Annotated in this window: 18 protein-coding genes; 14 read left to right on the top strand and 4 right to left on the bottom strand. The window is 49.6% G+C overall.

Going from position 1 to position 17,723, the window contains the following annotated elements; genetic code table 11:
* Positions 1-154: 154 nt before the first annotated feature.
* A complete protein-coding gene (locus D328_RS0101980) occupies positions 155-976 on the top strand; it encodes an SDR family oxidoreductase (protein WP_018883267.1) in 822 nt (273 codons plus the stop codon).
* A 98-nt stretch (positions 977-1,074) separates the two neighbouring features.
* Here the strand turns inward: D328_RS0101980 and gluQRS are convergent, their stop codons facing one another.
* On the bottom strand, positions 1,075-2,142 hold the full coding sequence (gene gluQRS, locus D328_RS0101975; protein WP_018883266.1) for a tRNA glutamyl-Q(34) synthetase GluQRS: 1,068 nt from the start codon (positions 2,140-2,142) through the stop codon (positions 1,075-1,077).
* 94 nt (positions 2,143-2,236) lie between these two features.
* Positions 2,237-3,109, bottom strand: coding sequence for a HEAT repeat domain-containing protein (locus D328_RS0101970; RefSeq protein ID WP_018883265.1), 873 nt, complete (start codon positions 3,107-3,109; stop codon positions 2,237-2,239).
* Positions 3,110-3,377: 268 nt separating this feature from the next.
* Between D328_RS0101970 and hrpB the strand changes: the two genes are divergently transcribed.
* The 11 genes from hrpB (at position 3,378) to D328_RS0101915 (ending at position 13,328) form a co-directional block, all read left to right on the top strand.
* Positions 3,378-5,981, top strand: coding sequence for an ATP-dependent helicase HrpB (gene hrpB / locus D328_RS0101965; RefSeq protein ID WP_407667775.1), 2,604 nt, complete (start codon positions 3,378-3,380; stop codon positions 5,979-5,981).
* 90 nt (positions 5,982-6,071) lie between these two features.
* Entirely contained in the window at positions 6,072-6,554 is a 483-nt protein-coding gene (locus tag D328_RS0101960; RefSeq protein ID WP_018883263.1) for a hypothetical protein, read from the top strand.
* Between the two features lie 184 nt (positions 6,555-6,738).
* On the top strand, positions 6,739-7,371 hold the full coding sequence (locus D328_RS28220; RefSeq protein WP_018883262.1) for a general stress protein: 633 nt from the start codon (positions 6,739-6,741) through the stop codon (positions 7,369-7,371).
* 231 nt (positions 7,372-7,602) lie between these two features.
* Positions 7,603-8,823 (top strand): acyltransferase, encoded by a 1,221-nt coding sequence (locus D328_RS0101950; protein ID WP_231505357.1) that lies wholly within the window; start codon positions 7,603-7,605, stop codon positions 8,821-8,823.
* A gap of 312 nt (positions 8,824-9,135) precedes the next feature.
* Positions 9,136-9,495 (top strand): helix-turn-helix transcriptional regulator, encoded by a 360-nt coding sequence (locus tag D328_RS0101945; protein WP_018883260.1) that lies wholly within the window; start codon positions 9,136-9,138, stop codon positions 9,493-9,495.
* Positions 9,496-9,519: 24 nt separating this feature from the next.
* Positions 9,520-10,524 carry a Gfo/Idh/MocA family protein gene (locus tag D328_RS0101940; RefSeq protein WP_018883259.1) on the top strand — a complete coding sequence of 335 codons (1,005 nt, stop codon included), beginning with the start codon at positions 9,520-9,522 and terminating at the stop codon, positions 10,522-10,524.
* 91 nt (positions 10,525-10,615) lie between these two features.
* The gene (locus D328_RS0101935) at positions 10,616-10,993 is read left to right on the top strand and encodes a DivIVA domain-containing protein (RefSeq protein ID WP_018883258.1); all 378 of its coding nucleotides are present in this window, start codon (positions 10,616-10,618) and stop codon (positions 10,991-10,993) included.
* 28 nt (positions 10,994-11,021) lie between these two features.
* Entirely contained in the window at positions 11,022-11,450 is a 429-nt protein-coding gene (locus D328_RS0101930; RefSeq protein ID WP_018883257.1) for an Rrf2 family transcriptional regulator, read from the top strand.
* 93 nt (positions 11,451-11,543) lie between these two features.
* Positions 11,544-12,041, top strand: coding sequence for a metallophosphoesterase family protein (locus tag D328_RS0101925; protein WP_018883256.1), 498 nt, complete (start codon positions 11,544-11,546; stop codon positions 12,039-12,041).
* A 310-nt stretch (positions 12,042-12,351) separates the two neighbouring features.
* Positions 12,352-12,579 (top strand): hypothetical protein, encoded by a 228-nt coding sequence (locus D328_RS0101920; protein ID WP_018883255.1) that lies wholly within the window; start codon positions 12,352-12,354, stop codon positions 12,577-12,579.
* 146 nt (positions 12,580-12,725) lie between these two features.
* The gene (locus D328_RS0101915; RefSeq protein ID WP_018883254.1) at positions 12,726-13,328 is read left to right on the top strand and encodes a nitroreductase family protein; all 603 of its coding nucleotides are present in this window, start codon (positions 12,726-12,728) and stop codon (positions 13,326-13,328) included.
* Between the two features lie 150 nt (positions 13,329-13,478).
* Here D328_RS0101915 and D328_RS0101910 read toward each other — a convergent pair whose 3' ends face one another.
* On the bottom strand, positions 13,479-13,796 hold the full coding sequence (locus D328_RS0101910) for a hypothetical protein (protein ID WP_018883253.1): 318 nt from the start codon (positions 13,794-13,796) through the stop codon (positions 13,479-13,481).
* 292 nt (positions 13,797-14,088) lie between these two features.
* Here D328_RS0101910 and zwf point away from each other — a divergent pair, with 292 nt between their 5' ends.
* On the top strand, positions 14,089-15,582 hold the full coding sequence (gene zwf / locus D328_RS0101905; protein WP_018883252.1) for a glucose-6-phosphate dehydrogenase: 1,494 nt from the start codon (positions 14,089-14,091) through the stop codon (positions 15,580-15,582).
* Between the two features lie 58 nt (positions 15,583-15,640).
* Positions 15,641-16,315, top strand: a complete 675-nt coding sequence (locus D328_RS0101900) for an SOS response-associated peptidase (RefSeq protein ID WP_018883251.1) — start codon at positions 15,641-15,643, stop codon at positions 16,313-16,315.
* Between the two features lie 385 nt (positions 16,316-16,700).
* On the opposite strand, the gene D328_RS0101895 is transcribed toward D328_RS0101900, so the two are convergent.
* On the bottom strand, positions 16,701-17,624 hold the full coding sequence (locus D328_RS0101895) for an AEC family transporter (RefSeq protein WP_018883250.1): 924 nt from the start codon (positions 17,622-17,624) through the stop codon (positions 16,701-16,703).
* Positions 17,625-17,723: the final 99 nt, after the last annotated feature.

Genomic DNA, 17,723 nt, shown 5'->3' with positions numbered 1-17,723 from the left:
GAGCTTACAGGCCATTTCGGTGCTCTTTGCCGTCTCCTAATATGATTTAAGTATCCGAAATAAGCTCGTGCACTAATGAGCTGATTATAAACCATGCTATTTTGGGTAATCTTGAATACAGAATGCTAACATTGGCAAAGGAGCGTGTATACATATGATGTTTCCAGTGGACTTTCCTGCAGTGCATGGCCCACGGTTTGAGGGTAAAGTAGCTATTATTACTGGAGCTGGCTCCGGCATTGGCAAAGCTACAGCGATCCAGATGGCTCGTGAGGGAGCGAAAGTAGCGCTCTTTGACCTGATTAATGAGCGTACGGCAGTTACTGAGCAGGAGATCAACAGCTTCAGTCCTGGTGCTGCACGCGCGTTCGATGTGGATATATCAGACTCACAACGGCTGGAGAGAGCTGTGCTGGAGACGGTGGAGTTGTTCGGCGGGCTGGATATTGTATTTGCTAATGCTGGAATCAACGGGGTGCTCGCGCCGATTGAGGAGCTGTCACTGGAGGATTGGCGGAAGACGCTCAACATTAATCTGGACGGCACCTTCCTGACAGTAAAATATGCTGTTCCCCATCTCAAGGCACGTGGGGGCGGAAGTATAATAATTACGAGCTCGATCAATGGGAATCAGCGGTTCACTAGCTTTGGCATGACAGCTTACAGCACCTCCAAGGCAGCTCAGACGGCGTTTGCCAAGATGGCAGCTCTGGAGCTAGCTAAATCCAAAATTCGCGTCAATGTCATCTGCCCAGGTGCGATTGCGACGAACATTGATGAGACTACTGATAAGACGGACGGGCTGAAGGAAATTGTTATTCCGGTAGAATTCCCTGAGGGTGGACAGCCACTGGCGGATGGTCCTGGCCAACCTAAGAATGTTGCTGATCTGGTTACCTTCCTGGCTTCAGAGTATTCCTCACATATTACTGGCTCGCAAATTGTCATTGATGGGGCGGAGTCCCTCTTATTTTAGCCTATACATTGTTGCACACTTGATTGTTCTAAAGTTGCTCAAATAGGCTCGACTGAAAGGAATCTAACAGTATAACTACCCCTAAAGTGGAAGTCATTCTACAGTGCTGTCTGGAGTCGCTGCAAATCTTCACTAGACAGGTGGATAGCTTCTCTTGTGAGCCTGTCGAGGTCGAAGTGAGCGATAAGCTCAGTGGCCGCGACAGGCTCAGGGTATTCGAGCAGACCGCTCAGGTAAGCTAGCCAGCCTACGATTTGCTCCGGCCGAATTCCTCGGCTGCGTGCCGCTTGAAGGGAGATTCCTCCATGCCGTTTGGCTAATCTTCGTCCATCAGGGCCATAGACAAGCGGCACATGGGCGAATCGTGGAGGAGTCACCCCAAGAGCAGCATATAGCATAAGCTGTCTTGGGGTGGAATCTAGCAGGTCATTTCCCCGTAATACATCTGTAATCTGCATGTCAGCATCGTCCACTACAACAGCTAACTGGTAGGAGTACATTCCATCTGCCCGTTTGATGATAAAATCCCCTCCGTAGCCTGCAGGAAATGTTGTTACCCCTTCCATGGCATCCACAAAATGAATCTCGTCTGAAGGCAACCTGTCTACCCGTATGCGATAGGAGGGGCCCTTTTGCTTGGTCTTAGCCGCAGCTTGCTCCAGGGTAAGTGTACGGCAGGTTCCGGGGTAACGAGGACCTTCACGGGTCAAGCCATGCGGAGCGTGCACGACATCTGCCAGATCAGCGCGGCTGCAAAAGCATGGGAAGAGAAGGTCTGCTGCCGTAAGCTCCTTCATGGCGGCTTCGTACTTCCAGAGCCTGGAGCTCTGCTGATAGGGTCCTAGGCTTCCACCGACATCGGGACCTTCATCCCAGTCGATACCTAACCAGTAGAGGTCCTCGATGATTCCTTCGGTAATCCTAGTGCGAGAACGGTTCAGGTCTGTATCCTCAATCCGCAATACGAACTCTCCGCCTGCTGAGCGCATTTGAAGCCAGGAAAGCAAGGCTGTTCTGGCATTACCCAAATGGAGCTGTCCAGAGGGAGTGGGCGCAAATCGTCCACGTCTGTCTCTAGAGGGGTGTTGGTCCTTGAAAGCTGCAAAGGAATCAGGTATATTGCCTGCATGTGATGGTTGATTCAGATCATGAACAGATGGTTTCATCGGCTTCGCTTCCTTATTTTCAGTATTTATGTATCACGTACTGTGTGCTAAGGACTATAACTTGCTGCGATTCAAGACCGAGAATATGGCTTCTCTAGGCTTCTGTGTCCTCTCCGTCCTCTCCATATAGCAACAACAACTCATGAAGTCCAGGAATATCATCCTTTCTGGGGTTGAGCAGCTTTTGTGCCTGAGTGGTTCGCCAATATAGCAGCTGTTGGGCTGCTGCGAGCTGTACCTGCTGCACAGGATGGTGCAGGTGGTCCGTAAGTACGTGCCAGGCCGTATTATTCTGGAATTGGGCAAGAGCATCAAGGCAATGGATGACGACTTCCGTGTCAGGCGAGCTTAATAAATGAAGCAGCGGCTCGAAGTCCTTAATCCGGCCTGGATGATTGAACCTTAGCTCACTAATTTCCTGCAAGGCTTGAATCTGCGTGCGAGGTTCTGGCTCACGGAGCTGCGTGAGCATTTGCGAGAATTTGTGCATGACCAGTCGATTCGCATTATGTTGTCCTCTCCAAAAGCAAGCCGGACATAGACAAGGGGGACGTCCCTTGGAGCTGGGAGAGTAACGCCAGCCAGTTACCTGGGATACAGAGCGTACAGAGATGATCTCCGCAGCAGCGATCCTGCGTGGAATGATGACTTGGAAGCCCATGCGATCTTCTGTCTGTCTGAATTGGCCAGCCGCTGCTGCGGCAGTTCCGTACCGATGCTTACCTGAAAAGCTACCAAAGTAGACCTGCTCTTGATCACGTACACGAAAATGAACGGCCTTCAGATTCTTCTTGTTGAAGCGCTTAAGCTCCCTTAGCCACTGATGGACCGCATAGTAATCATCAATGACAGGCATACAGAAGACCCCGCTGCTCGCTTCCGGATAGTGGATACGACTCTTTCGTATACCGCTCCGCCGAATGGCCGATATCGTGTCTTCTGGTGCAAGATGAATGAATTGTGTCATCGTGTCTCCTCCCGTAACCTTCCAATATATATTTACCGAATAATGTATCTTTAAGTGTAGCTCTAACTGGGAAGTATGTGCAACTGAGCTATTCTCCATACAGGAACTCAATCACCATTCCATTTAACCAAAACTACTACGTGAGCCACTATGCTATAATGAGTCGTGATTTGTTGGCTGCAATTACTCAAAATATGATGCATTGATTTCAATAGAGCATGAACACTCACATTTGATTGTTCAAGGTATTAGAATACAGTATGGAGCGATGAAATTGACTGAAACAACATCCTTACCCATTGTTCAAATCATTCCCGAATTACAGCATGCGCTGGAGCAGCAATGCTCGGTTGTGCTTGTGGCAGAGCCTGGTGCAGGAAAAACGACAGTAGTACCTCTGGCCCTTATGGACGCAGACTGGCTGGCTGGACGAAAAATCATTATGCTGGAGCCCCGGCGTCTGGCAGCTCGCTCTGCGGCAGCACGTCTAGCAGCCTCTTTAGGGGAACAGACGGGGGAGAGGGTCGGCTACAGAGTTCGTATGGATACAAAGGTCAGCTCCCGTACCCGCATTGAGGTGGTCACAGAAGGGGTCCTGACACGTATGCTACAGCAGGACCCAGCCTTGGAGGAGGTGGGACTACTCATCTTCGACGAGTTTCATGAGCGCAACATTCATGGGGATCTGGGACTGGCACTGTCCTTGCAGGCAAGAGAATTGTTCAGGCCAGATCTGAGAGTGATTGTGATGTCAGCCACTCTGGATACGTCCAGTGTAAGTGAATTGTTGCAGCAAGCGCCTGTACTGCATTGTCCCGGGCGAACCTTTCCGGTCGAGACGATCTATAGTCCCAGACCCGCAATGGCTGCGCTTGAAGGATTCATGGCAGGGAAGATAGAGCAGGCACTTCGCATGCATGAAGGCGATATGCTGGTCTTCCTTCCTGGCGCCCGAGAAATTCACCGGACGGCTCAGGAATTGACAAAGCAGTCGCTGCCAGCGGGGACGCAGGTGCACAAGCTCTATGGCTCCCTGTCTTTACAGGAGCAGGATATCGCCCTGCGCCCTGCACCTATCGGGCAACGGAAGGTTGTCCTCGCAACTTCAATTGCTGAGTCCAGTCTTACCATTGCAGGCATAACAATCGTGATGGACGCCGGTCTAAGTCGCGAGTCTCTTTACTCACATCATACAGGCATGAGCCGTCTTGTAACTGTCCGTGTATCCAAAGCCTCCGCGGATCAGCGACGTGGTCGGGCAGGACGATTAGGGCCGGGGGTGTGCTACAGACTGTGGAGTGAGGAAGAGCATCGAGCTCTGGCGGAGGAGCGTAAGCCGGAGATCCTGGCTGCGGATCTGACCTCCATGGCACTGGAGTTGGCGGTATGGGGTGTGAACAGTCCTGCGGAGCTGCAGTGGCTGGATGCTCCGCCACCTGCTGTGTTTCAGCAATCACAGGAGTTGCTGGAGCAACTCGGCTGTCTGAAAGAGGAAGCCATAACTGCACATGGACAGACCATTGCGAAGATGGGCGTACATCCTCGTCTGGGGCATATGCTGATCAGGTCAGCCAGCTACGGACTAACAGAAGAGGCTTCACTCCTTGCAGCTCTGCTTCAGGAGCGTGACCCGTTAACACGGGGAGGGGTAGATCTTCGTGATCGACTGCAAAAGCTGCAGCTGCATAAGCGTGCCACTGCGAGCCAATCCGATGTGATAGGCTACAGGGAGGTGGACAGGGAGCTTGTGGAGCGGATATGGATGAGCAGTAGACAAATACTATCTATTCTCGCTACTGTGACCGTGCCTGTGGCAACTGAGCCTGAATTAATGGAGAATCTCTCCAAAGCTCAGCAACTCTCCAAAGCTGATAGTCTCTCCACTTACAAGAGCCTTTCCAATTACTGCGGTCTCCTGTTATCTTATGCGTATCCGGATCGAATCGGACAAGCACGCGGTAATGGACGCTTTCTGCTGAGTAATGGCCGGGGTGTCCGCATCGTCAAGGAAGAGCTGCTGTCGAGAGCATCCTACATCGTAGTAGCTACTGCCGATGATCAGGGTGCAGATGGAACCATACAATGGGCTGCTCCAGTAGAGGAGCAAGAGCTGACAGGACTGCGAAATGAGCTTGTAACTATACAAGCGAACGTCTATTGGGACGCAGACAGGAAGCAGGTCCGTGCCCGTCAGCAGACCCGACTTGGGGCTATTGTGCTTCAGGATCAGCCGCTGACTAACCCGTCACAAGAAGAAGTAGCAGCTGCGCTCATGGATGGCATCCGCCAACAAGGATTAAGCGTATTGAACTGGTCCAAGGCAGCGCGACAGCTGCAGCTTCGCCTCCAGTTACTACATGAGCAGGATGCGAGCTGGCCTGATGTACGCGAGGAGTCACTCCTACAGCAGTTGGAGGACTGGCTACTTCCGTATGCAGCCCAAGCCTCGCGTCTGGATGATCTGAAGCGTCTGAATCCAGCCGAGCTACTAACGGGAATGCTCAGCTGGGAGCAGCAGAGGCTACTGGAACACGAGGCTCCTACGCATGTGCGAGTGCCTAGCGGCTCGCGTATTCCCCTGGATTACTCGAATCCATCTGCCCCGGCCCTCCATGTTCGGCTGCAAGAGGTGTTCGGGCTGGTGGATACGCCCAGAATCGCCTTTGGCCGGGTGCCTGTTGTGCTACATTTATTATCACCAGCGCAGCGGCCCGTCCAAGTAACGATAGACCTTGCGAGCTTTTGGCGCGATGCGTATTTTGAGGTGAAGAAGGACCTGAAGGGTCGTTATCCCAAGCACTATTGGCCGGATAATCCGCTGGAGGCTGAGCCAACGAGTCGGGCGAAGCCGCGGCAGATGCCCAAAGCGTGAGATGAAGGCTGCTACAGTTGAGAGCTTCCAGATCCTTTAGCCCGCGCTGGATGCTACCTAATGAGCCTTAGTAAGGAGGCTGTAAAATACATGCATACAATACAGGAGCAGTGGCTGCAACATAAGCTGCTGGGCCTTGACACGATTATCTATGAATCAGGTAAGGTTATCAATGTAGAGATCGACTGCATTCCTAATGATCAATTCATATACAGCTTTAGGAGGGAATACCGCCTTAACTATGGAGAAGAGACCACACTAGCAGCCATTTCTAATAGCCATGACGATGACGATATTTGGTCAGCGATTCAAGTTAACGATACATTATGGGTAAATGAAGAGACGGTAGTCCTGTGTGGCGAAGGCGAGATGGGCAATGAAGGGTTTATTGTGAAGACAGATTCAAGTAACAGAGTGAAATGGGCGCTCTTCTCCACAACCTCCAATCCCTTCGTGAACATGATTAGAAAAGATGATCTGCTGTATATTCAATCTACTGCTAATTTTTATGTGGTGCTAAATATAGGAAACGACGAGTTGCTTATAAGTTGTCTTCCATTGCAGGCAGATTAGGTTGACCTGCTGAGAAGCTGCTATATGCTGGTCCTTTTTCCTAAGTTTCATAGTGATATTATGCTGGTCTATTTATTACAATAGATTCAAAGTTAAACTAGCAAATCTCCTTCCAATCGTTTGAATCAACGAATATAGGGTAAATACATGACATGCTACTCAAAACTTCGAGGAGGTATCTGTCATGAGCAGGAAAATCGTAGGAGTATTTGATACAGAGCGAGAGGCTTCGGAAGCAATTGATCAATTGAAGCGTCAAGGTATCCATCAGGATGAGATCTCAGTGCTTACCAAGGATCGGGACGATCTGCGGGCGATTGAGGAAGACACTGGAACGCGGGCACCCGAAGGGGTAGCCGCAGGAGCTGCAACTGGAGGTGTTCTGGGTGGAGTGGCCGGTCTATTGGCTGGGATTGGTGCATTGGCGATTCCGGGTGTCGGTCCAATCCTGGCGGCTGGCCCGATTGCAGCTACCTTGACTGGAGCAGCTGTAGGTGCGGGAGCTGGTGGTCTGGTAGGTGGACTTGTTGGGCTTGGCATTCCCGAGGATGAGGCCGCTGAATACGAGAAATTTGTGGATCAGGGAAAAATTCTGGTGCTCGTCGATGAGAATGGTCGGGGAGAGGACATCTATAATACATTTCGTGACAACCGTTCTCTGAACACAGATCGTTATGCTTGGGGGGATGAGCTTCCTGTGAATCAACGAGCAGATGTGGTCCCCGGCGAGGGGAAGCCAAGGTTGTGTGATGAGGATCGCGATCGGCGGGTAGAGGCTGCTCGTAATGCCTACCCTGATTCCCATCGAATCCTTTAATTCATCCAGCTGTTGACCCATGCTTTACACTAAATATTCTTATCAAGCGGCTCTACACCCGCATTTGATTTAGTAAGGTGTTATAATCGGATATTAGCTGTACAAGATCAGACCAAGGTGAGTCTGTGCAGAGCAAGGGTATCTTCGGAAGAGCAATGAAGCCTCCGACAGATGCCCTTGCTCTCTTGTGTGTTCCGTTCCAGCATGTCCATAGAAATTCAGGGGGTCAACGTGAGCCAACATTCAAGAGAGAAAATAAATGAAATAGCCGTCCTTCGGGGAATGGCCTTCAGTGCCGTCGTATTGCAGCACGCAATAGCCCATTTTTCCATCGTACAGGAGGTAAGACTGGAGGACGGAGTCCTCATGTCGATCCTGCTGCTGCTGTCCAAATTTGCAGTGCCAGCCTTCGCCTTCATTACGGGGATGCTTCTTCTTTATAATGATCGGGAGCCTGGTGCGGATGTGGGCTACGGCGTCTTTTTACGAAAACGATTGTCAGGCGTCATCATTCCATATCTCTTATGGTCAGTCATTTATCAAATAGCTAATGGTGCTATTCCACTCACCAACTGGAATCTCGCTGCCCTGACAGACAGCGTAGTGAAGCTTTTCACGGGGAAGAGCAGTTACCATCTGTGGTATATCATCATGATCATTCAATTTTATCTGGTGTATCCGCTGTTCCTTAAGGGGTATCGTGCAATTACAGCATCCATATCCGAGCGATGGAGGCTGAGTGTACTTGCTGGTGCAGGACTGCTATATATCGCCCTGATGTACGCAGTAGGGCCTATGCAGCAGCTGTTGTCTGGAACGAATATACCTGTGGTTACGGCTATGTTCACGACACTTGCTGACCGTAATATACTTTATTTTATCTTCTATTTCGTGTTGGGAGCGGCGGCTGGAAGCCATATGCACCGGTGGACCGAATGGGCCCGAAGGCTGCAATGGGTATACTGGCCAGCTATTGCTGTGATTACAGGATATTTGCTATATACACTAACAGGTAGCTTTCAGCAGGGCCAGGAGCTGGTGATTCGCTTTCATAGCGTATCCTTGCTAAGACCCTTGATGGCATTGTATTGCATTTTACTGGTTCTGGCTGCTTACAGGGTAGCTCTAATGGTCGTAAACTATAGTGAGCGTATGACTCGCTGGTGGAGTGTGCTGGGAGATTTGTCCTATGGCAGTTATCTAATCCATGCTCTGATGCTAAGGGTAACCTACGTACCTGATGAATCTCTGCTGACCTCCTTACCAGTCGTTGTTAGAATGCTTCTCTCCTTCGTGCTGGCATTGGTGCTGTCGACTGCAGCAACATGGCTGCTTGCCCAACTGCCAGGGGGACGATGGCTCACGGGGATGAAGCTACGAAGAAGGAGCGAGCATCGCTACAAGGGCACTGGAGTCCCGCCGCGAGCTCCTGATCGAAGCTTGGTACCGTAAGGTGCGAAAAGTAGCAGTCCAATCATCGTAAAAGTATGAGTCCGCAAGGTACGATAAACAGTAGTCCAAGCATCCGCCCGAAAATCGGTCGCCAGAACGATTGACACCCTTGTGATATTTTTGTCAAAATATCATTATATGAAAAATTCATAATAGAAAATCATACTCCGCACCCGTGCTACTGCCCACCTGAGCATCCAGATCATTCGCGCCTGCTTCGTTACAAACGGGAATTGCGAATAGAGCATCCAGAAGGATTGGTTTATAATGGAAGGATGAGGTAGCATTTTGACTACGAAAAGGGGGATGCAGATGGCATTCATGATATCCCAGCGGGCATTCATCAAGCTTTATTTGATTACCATGGTGGAGAGGCATCAGGGCTACGGGTATCAAATGCTGGAGGCGATGAAAAGCGAGTTTGGCAGCTTTGGGTATATCCCGCCGCAGAGTGAGGTATACAGAGCTCTTCATGAGCTTGTGCAGGAGGGGATATTTTACAGGACCAAGCGTCTGAAAGGCTCCGATCCACGCGTCGATTTCCAGGAAATAGTATTGTATCATTTTACCGATGAGGGTGCCGAGAAAGCCAAGCTTTACAGGAAGCAGGTGAAGGCCGATCTGGACAGATGTCTGGGTCTGCTGCATAAAGCCGAACAGGACAACTACTAATCACATACGGGAAGGATGATTGTCATGACCCGCAAGTTGAAATGGGGAGTTCTTAGTACAGCAGAAATTGCGAGAACCGCTGTCATTCCAGCCATACAGCAATCCGAGCGCGGTGAGGTCATCGCCATTGCCAGCCGTGATGCTGAATTGGCGGTGGAGGTGTCCAAGCAGTGTAATATTCAGACTGCCTATGGCAGCTATGAAGAGCTGTTGCTGGACCCCGAGGTAGAAGCGGTGTATATACCGCTGCCGAATCATCTGCACAAGGAATGGACCATACGGGCGGCGGAGGCGGGTAAGCATGTGCTCTGTGAGAAACCCTCTTCCCTATGTGCCAGTGATACCGAGGAGATGGTGGAAGCATGTAAGCGACATGATGTGTTGTTCGCGGAGGCTTTCATGTATCGCTATCATCCGAAGCATCAGCGGATTAAGGAAATCATTGACAGTGGTGAGATCGGCGAGATTCGAGGCATTCATTGCACATTTACGTATAATGATGCCAATGGAAGTGATAACGTGCGTTTTCACAAGGAGATGGGTGGCGGCTCATTGTACGATGTGGGGGTGTACCCGATCTCCGCAGCGCGAATGTATCTGAAGAGTGAACCGGAAGCGGTTACGGTGCATGCACTGTTCTCGGAGGAGCACGATAATGTGGATATGATGGCGTCTGGATTACTGGAATTCCCTCATGGCGTTACGCTTACCTTTGATTGTGGAATGTGGGCGGCTCATCGTTCGAATATGGAGATTCTGGGGACAAACGGCACGATCGCCATGCCAAAAATGTTCGGGTGGGAGAAGACAGCAGTTGTTCCCCAGATCTTCGTCCATAGAGGCACTGTTACTCGTGAAGAGCGGCTGAAGGGTCACAATTCCTTCGAAATACAGGCTGATGTGTTCGCAAGTGCCGTACTGGATGGAACTCCGCTACCCTACTCACCGGAGGATTCTGTGCTGAATATGAAGGTGATTGATGCCTGCCTGCAATCGGCTCAGACCCGGCAGCGTGTCGTGGTGAGTTGAGACTATTTTATTCATTTACCTGTGACCAACGTGTTTTCATCTCGAGCCTGAATATGATATAAATTGTAGAGGAAGTGGAAGGGGGATTTGCATGGATGAGCATATGAAACGTCGGCTGGATAAACAGAAGAAGCTATTCAATCAGCTAGGAATTCAGCTCGATGCTTTAGCCATACATGAGAAGCAGTTCAAGACCAAGATGCGCGGCTACGACCCAGAGGAAGTGGATGCTTATCTAGACGAGATTATTAAGGATTATGAGCGCTTTTACGCCCATATTTCCGATTTGATGGATAAATGGCAGGAACAGCAGATTGCACTCCGTGACCTGCAAAATGCTCCAAAGCCCGTACCCGATTATCAGAGCATTGATCGCCGTCAGCTAGAGGATGTAGTTAAGCAACTGGAGAACAGTGTACGGATGCTAAAGGTTCGACTAAGACCCGAGCATGATTATTTTCCAGAGTAACCCTTAGATTAATAAAGGATGATGAAGCATGAGCACCCATTTTTCGGTGAGCATTCACTGCTTGCTGTTGTTAAGCCAGAGTGCACCGGATCGCATTACGTCCTCCGTGATCGCTTCGAGCATTAACACCAATCCTGTCGTAGTTCGAAGAATTATGGGCAGTCTTAAGAAAGCCGGCCTTGTGGAGTCTTCCCCGGGTACAAGAGGGTTCTGTCTGGTGCGCAGCGATGAGAAAATCCATTTAAGGGATATTTACGAAGCGACGAAGGAAGACAGGCCGTTATTCACGGTCCATCAGGATACCAATCCCGATTGTGATGTGGGAAGAAATATAGATGCGCTACTGCAGTCCATCAACATCCTGGCTGAGCAAAAGGTACTCGAATTTTTCGAGACCATTACACTATATGACCTGAAGCAGTCGATTGCCCAATTGGATAAAGACACCATATGCTAACCCGTCCGTAAATAACAGATTTGCTATCTACACCGTTCTCGGTGTGAGACTGTGAGTCAGGCCAGCGGCAGGTTATTGCAAGGAGGAGAAGTCTTGAAAATCATCGTCGTATCTGACACCCATATGACCCAGAGGTCCAAAGGCTTACCAGCAAGGTTATTGGAGGAACTTCCCGGATCAGATTTGATTCTGCATGCAGGGGACTGGACGGATTGGTCCGTCTATGAAGCATTGGCAGCCTATGCTCCGGTAGAGGGGATAGCAGGCAATAATGATGGGGAGGATATCGTATCCCGGCTGGGCTATGAGAAGCTTATTGAAGCAGAGGGCAAACGAATCGGAATGATTCACGGGGATGGCTTCCGGGGAACGACTGAACAGCGGGCATTGAAGGCTTTTGCCGACCAGCAGGTGGATTGCATTGTGTTTGGCCATTCTCATGTGCCACTGCTTGATGAAGTTAACGGAATTATGCTGCTCAATCCTGGATCTGCGACGGATAAGCGGATGCAACAGCAATATTCGTTTGCCATTCTGACGGTGCAAGCGGACAAGCTGCATGCGGAGCATATCTTTTACTCAGCGCGTTGAATATCCAGCTTGCAGGCATGAACACATATCAATTCCTATATTCCATGTACATCCGATATAAGGTCAAGACAGCGGGCAGCATTGTCCCAGTCTTGGCCTTTTTCGCGATCGTAGAGTTGTGGAAATTCTTACAGGAGTTGAGTCATTCGATTATCGCCAGAAATAATTCCACTATACGCCGCTTGTCTCCCGTGAAAGTAAGACGATAGACGTTTTTTCCTATATCTTAGGAATCTCACGAATGGTGTTTAGTTTTTTACAGGAACAGGTAAGAAATAGTAGACACGCAATATGGAAGGAGTAGCATGCCATGAGACGTAGTGATCAACGCAGGGAAGAACAAAAGCAACCATTTAACCGGGATCACCCTGAGCAATATCCTACTGAGCGTAAGAGTATCTTGGATATTCATGAGGCCGAGCAGAGTGTAGATGCCATTCCCATGGAAGATCTGACGCTGGAGAAGCAAGAGGAGCAGGAGAAGGACAAGAGCAAAAGCAGCTCATCCAGCGAACGAAAATACAAGCCTGAGTCATAAATTCCGTAGATATTGAATGTACAAATAGGTAGCAGGGTAAAATAAATATGATCAGTCTGGTATATTTTACTTGACTTCCTGATTCTATGTAATGTATATTAAGTTACGAAAAGTAATGAAATATAAAAATAACGGAGGTTTTTTACGTGGCTAAATCGTTCTTTGAAGCACTTAAAGCAAGACGCTCCTATTATGGAATCAGCAAATCTGTGTCAGTATCCGATGAGAAGATTACAGAAATCGTTCAAGAAGCAGTAAAATACACTCCATCTTCCTTTAACTCTCAAACGGCTCGTGCTGTAGTTCTGTTCGGCGGTGAGCATGATAAGCTGTGGAACATTACAGAAAATATTTTGCGTGAGGTTGTGGGTAACGAGGAGCAATTCAAGTCCACAGCTGAGAAAATGGCTGGCTTCCGCAGTGGATATGGTACCGTGCTGTTCTTCGAGGATAATGATGTGATTGCAGGATTACAGCAGAACTTCAAGGCCTATGCGGACAACTTCCCAATCTGGGCTAATCAATCCAACGGCATGCTTCAGCTGGTCGTGTGGACAGCTCTGGAAGAGGAAGGTCTGGGAGCTTCCCTTCAGCACTACAATCCATTGATCGATGAGCATGTGAAAAACGAATGGAAGCTGCCTGAGAATTGGAAGCTGATTGCTCAAATGCCATTTGGTGCACCTACGTTCGAGCCAGGCGAAAAAGAGTTCCAGCCCATCGAGGAACGCGTGAAGACCTTCAAATAAATAAGCTTAGCAAGACTCTGAGCATAATAAGGGTTGAAGTACTAGTCTGAAAAGCAGTACGAATCCAATAAACAGGGGCTGCATTACATCGCTATAATAGCGTGAATGCAGCCCCTGTTGTCATGATACTCGTTATATAAGTGTGACGGATCAAGCTTTGTAGGCTGGAAGTAAGCGAAAGCGGCGGAGATGGTCCTCCAGCCCATGGCTGGACAATATCTCAATCTGACGTGGCCCAATCAGATCAAAATGTGGATACTCATCCCGGCGATGAATGTACCTCGGATTCAGACCATTCGCCCTGCACCAGTCCTCCAACCGGTTCAAGTCCGAGCAGCCAACCTTGGTGACTGTTGTAGCATGTGGGAAGCGTTCATCGGTCCAATAATGTGTGATAAAGGCAATCTCACCGCTGTTTACTCGCCTTTTCCACTCAACCAGCTCCTGTCTAGTAATACCGAATGCCAACTGGTCATCCCGTCCTTCCTGTTAGACGATGTTCCTGACTAACATGATAGCATAGCATAGGCCCGTATTGAAATCCGTGAGATAGCTTACAAATCATATCGACTAAATTGACTAAAAAGGACCAAAAGGTGTATTATAGGTTACATTAATTTAACGAGTAACTTTTAATAAGCTAGGCGTTAGGCGTGAGTCATAAACACTTAGGATATGACATCTTCATATATAGAGGATAAGCGAAATCCAGAGGTGCCAACGGCTGACCTGTATTACGATGGGGAAGAGGGATTGAATCATGGAAGCAACTACATTTGTCTTGTTCGGGGCAACAGGGGACCTGGCAAAGCGCAAAATATATCCTGCATTATATCAACTATTCATCGAGGGCAAAATTCCTGCTTCATTCTCTGTAATTGGCCTAGGCCGACGTGAGGTAACAGATGTTGATTTCCGCCAGCGGGTAGAACATTCCATTATTGAATTTGCAAGACAGAAGGATGGGGATACAGCCCGCATGGGTCAATTCTTATCCGCCTTTCAATATTGCTCGCTGAACGTACATCATGCCGAAGACTACAAGAAGCTTCTGCACATGGCGGAGCAGCGTGAAGCAGAGCTGGGCATCCCGGGTAATCGTTTGTTTTATCTATCGGTTGCCCCAGAGTTTTTCGAGGTTATTGCAGGTCAGATCAGAGACAGCGGACTCGCAGGTACCCAAGGCTGGAAGCGACTCATCATCGAGAAGCCGTTCGGTCATGATCTGGAATCTGCACGTAAGCTGAACGAGCATCTGAGTCAGGCATTTGCGGAAGAGGAAATTTACCGTATTGACCATTATCTTGGCAAACCGATGATTCAGAATCTGGAGACGCTGAAGTTCGCGAATCCGTTGCTGCAGGGTATCTGGAATCGCGAGCATATCGCGAATATTCAGATTACTGCCTCCGAGACCGTTGGTGTGGAGGAGCGAGCTGCTTATTATGATCATTCGGGCGCGCTACGTGATATGATTCAAAATCATTTGCTACAAATGCTCATGATGACAGCCATGCCGGAACCTGAGCATTTCACCCCGGAAGGGATCCGTACGGCCAAGCGAAAGGTGATGGAGGCCATTCGTCCTTTACAGACGGCTGATGTATCGAACGACATTGTCCGTGGGCAATACACAGCAGCTGAGCATCAGGGCACCGCTTATGTCGGTTATCTGGAGGAGCCTGGTATTGAGGCAGATTCGAGCAATGACACCTTTATTGCAGCGCGAGCGTGGATTGATAATGAGCAATGGCGTGGCGTTCCGTTTTATTTGCGTTCAGGTAAACGGATGAAAGAGAAATCGACGCGCATTGTAGTGGAATTCAAGTCGAAGACATCTGTAGCCCATACAGGCGTTCACGGGGCTGCTGCTCCGAATCTGCTAGTGATCTCCGTCAATCCGCAGGAGGGAGCCAGTCTACAGCTCAACAGCACCAATCCGCTTAACGGAGAGCTTGAGAAGATTACGATGGATTTCCATGCACCAGCAGGTAATGTCCCTGAAGCTTACGAGCGTTTGATCCTGGATGCTTGGCAGGGAGATTCCACCTTCTTTGCGCATTGGGCAGAGGTAGAGCTATCCTGGGCATGGGTACAACCAATTCTGGATGCCTTCCAGGTAGCTTCCTTCCCACTGTATCCATATCCTGCAGGAAGCTGTGGCCCACAGGCATCGGATGATCTGCTGGCGAGCGATGGCTTCCGTTGGCATCTGGATGCGTACGAGCCTCGGACCAAGGAGATTCCTGTATAATTTTCCATAAATTCTGCACACTGTAATCATAGCAACCAGAAAGGATTGTGATGATGACATGTGCAGAAGATTTTCGTTATCTGCGGAGCTAGATGAGGTCCGGGAGTATTTCGGGGTGCAGCGGGTCATGTATTATTATAAGACAAGGTACAACATGAGTCCGACCCAACAAGTTCCCATCGTGCTGGAGCAAGATGGCGAGCGTGTACTTGATGAATTTCGCTGGGGCATCATTCCTTATTGGGGCAAAGATTGCGTGAATGCTGAGCTAAGCACGGTACGTGTAAATCCCACTTATCGCAAAATGATTGAGACCCGGCGCTGTATCATTCCTTGCAATGGCTTCTATTATTGGAGAAATGAAGGAAAGCGGAGCTGTGCAGTAAGAGTTGTGCTCCCGGGGCAGGCCATGTTCGCGGTGGCCGGATTATACGAGGTATGGAAGGATACGCGCAAGGAGCCGCTTCGGACCTGCACGATGCTCACGACCGTGGCCAATACGGCCATTCGTGAATTCGATTCGCGTATGCCAGCCATCCTGACCGCTGACCAAGTCGATCGCTGGCTTGATCCAGACATTCAGGAGATGGATCGGCTGATGCCGCTGCTACAGACCTATGAGGAATCAGATATGCAGATCTATCCAGTAACTCCCCTCGTCGGAAATGATCAGCATGATACTAGACAGTGCATCCAGGAAATGGATCTGAAGCTGGCCTGGTTCAAGCCATGACTTCATAGAAGCACCAGCCTTCGTAATACATAATTCCGTCACATCCCTCATAGGTATGTTAGTGGGAAACTGCGCAAGGTTCCGGGGAGAGGGGAATCGGCCGAAGGAGCATTCCATGAGGGATGGAGGCGATTGGATGTGAGTATCGAGACACTCATCCAACTGCTGGTGCTCATCGTCATGATCATCGGTCTGAGTTCTGGTGCCGGTAGGTCGTAGGTTTCCAGAAGACGGGAGCTGGCCGTGAGGCCGGGCTTCCGTCTTTTTTTGAGATGCTGTGTGGGGCTGTGAACTTGAGGGGCGATGGATTCATCGCTTCGTTAGTGCTGAGTATGATTGGACTACAGGCTGTGTGCTGTGTCCAGTGTCCTTCATTCATAGAGCCTCAGGCAAGCCAGGAAATGAAAAGTGGCAACAGGATGAACGATAACAATGTCGTCCACAAAATACAGCGAGAGACCAGCCTTGGCGAGGCGTCGAATTGCTCGGCGAGCAGGACTGCATTCACCGCGGTAGGCATTGAAGCCAAAATCAATAACACCCGGAACAGGGTGTCTTCGACATTCAGCAGCAGCAGGATGGCAAAAGCAGCAGCCGGACTAATCAACAAGCGAATGCCCATTCCGGCCCAAAAGGCCCGATCCATCTGCTCTGCACGCGGAGCCCTGTAGACATGAAGCATTTGCGCACCAAGGATGACCAGTACTACCGGAGAATAGGCAGCGGCAATCAGTGAGATTCCTTCCTGTAGTGCCGAAGGCAGCGGCCAGTCTGCGCCACGGACAAGCATGGCGGCTAGTGCTGCATAAATGCTGGGCAGTCGCAATACGGACAAGCCAGCCTGCTTCCAGTTAAAGTGTGAACGTGCTGCGAATAGAATACCGACGGTATTGACGATAATCATCTGGGTAACGACATATACCGAGGCCTTGTCCAGACCGAGCTGACCGAAGGCCAGCAAGACAAGCGGAAGCCCATAATTAACACTATTCGTAAAGGCAACTACTAGTGTAAGACCAGCCTGCTCCGACCGATCCAGCCTGAGCAATCGGGAAGCGCTGATTGCAAGCAACCATAGCACGAGCAGATTGCTCAGTGAGAATAGAACGCTATCGCGCACATCAGCATAGGAAATGGCAGTATTCGCTAACGTATGATAGATGATGGCCGGACTAAGTACATATAGAGCGAGCGTGGTCAACGGTCGTGTCTCCATAGAGCGGAACCGGGCAAGTGCTGCTCCGGCGATGAGCGGTAGGGCAATAGGGACAAATACTTCATAGAGCGTAATCAGGAACGTATGCAGCAACGATGACTCCTACTTTCTGAAAGGTTTTCAATCAAATAACTGAATTAAGCCTGTTGCATTACTCACTCGAATCGAACACTCAACAAGAAGCACATTCAG

The sequence above is a fragment of the Paenibacillus massiliensis 2301065 = DSM 16942 genome (assembly GCF_000377505.1).
GTDB classification, from domain to species: Bacteria; Bacillota; Bacilli; order Paenibacillales; family Paenibacillaceae; genus Paenibacillus; species Paenibacillus massiliensis.
The sequence above is the reverse complement of the archived record's forward strand: the minus strand, read 5'-3'. Positions and strand labels throughout refer to the sequence as shown.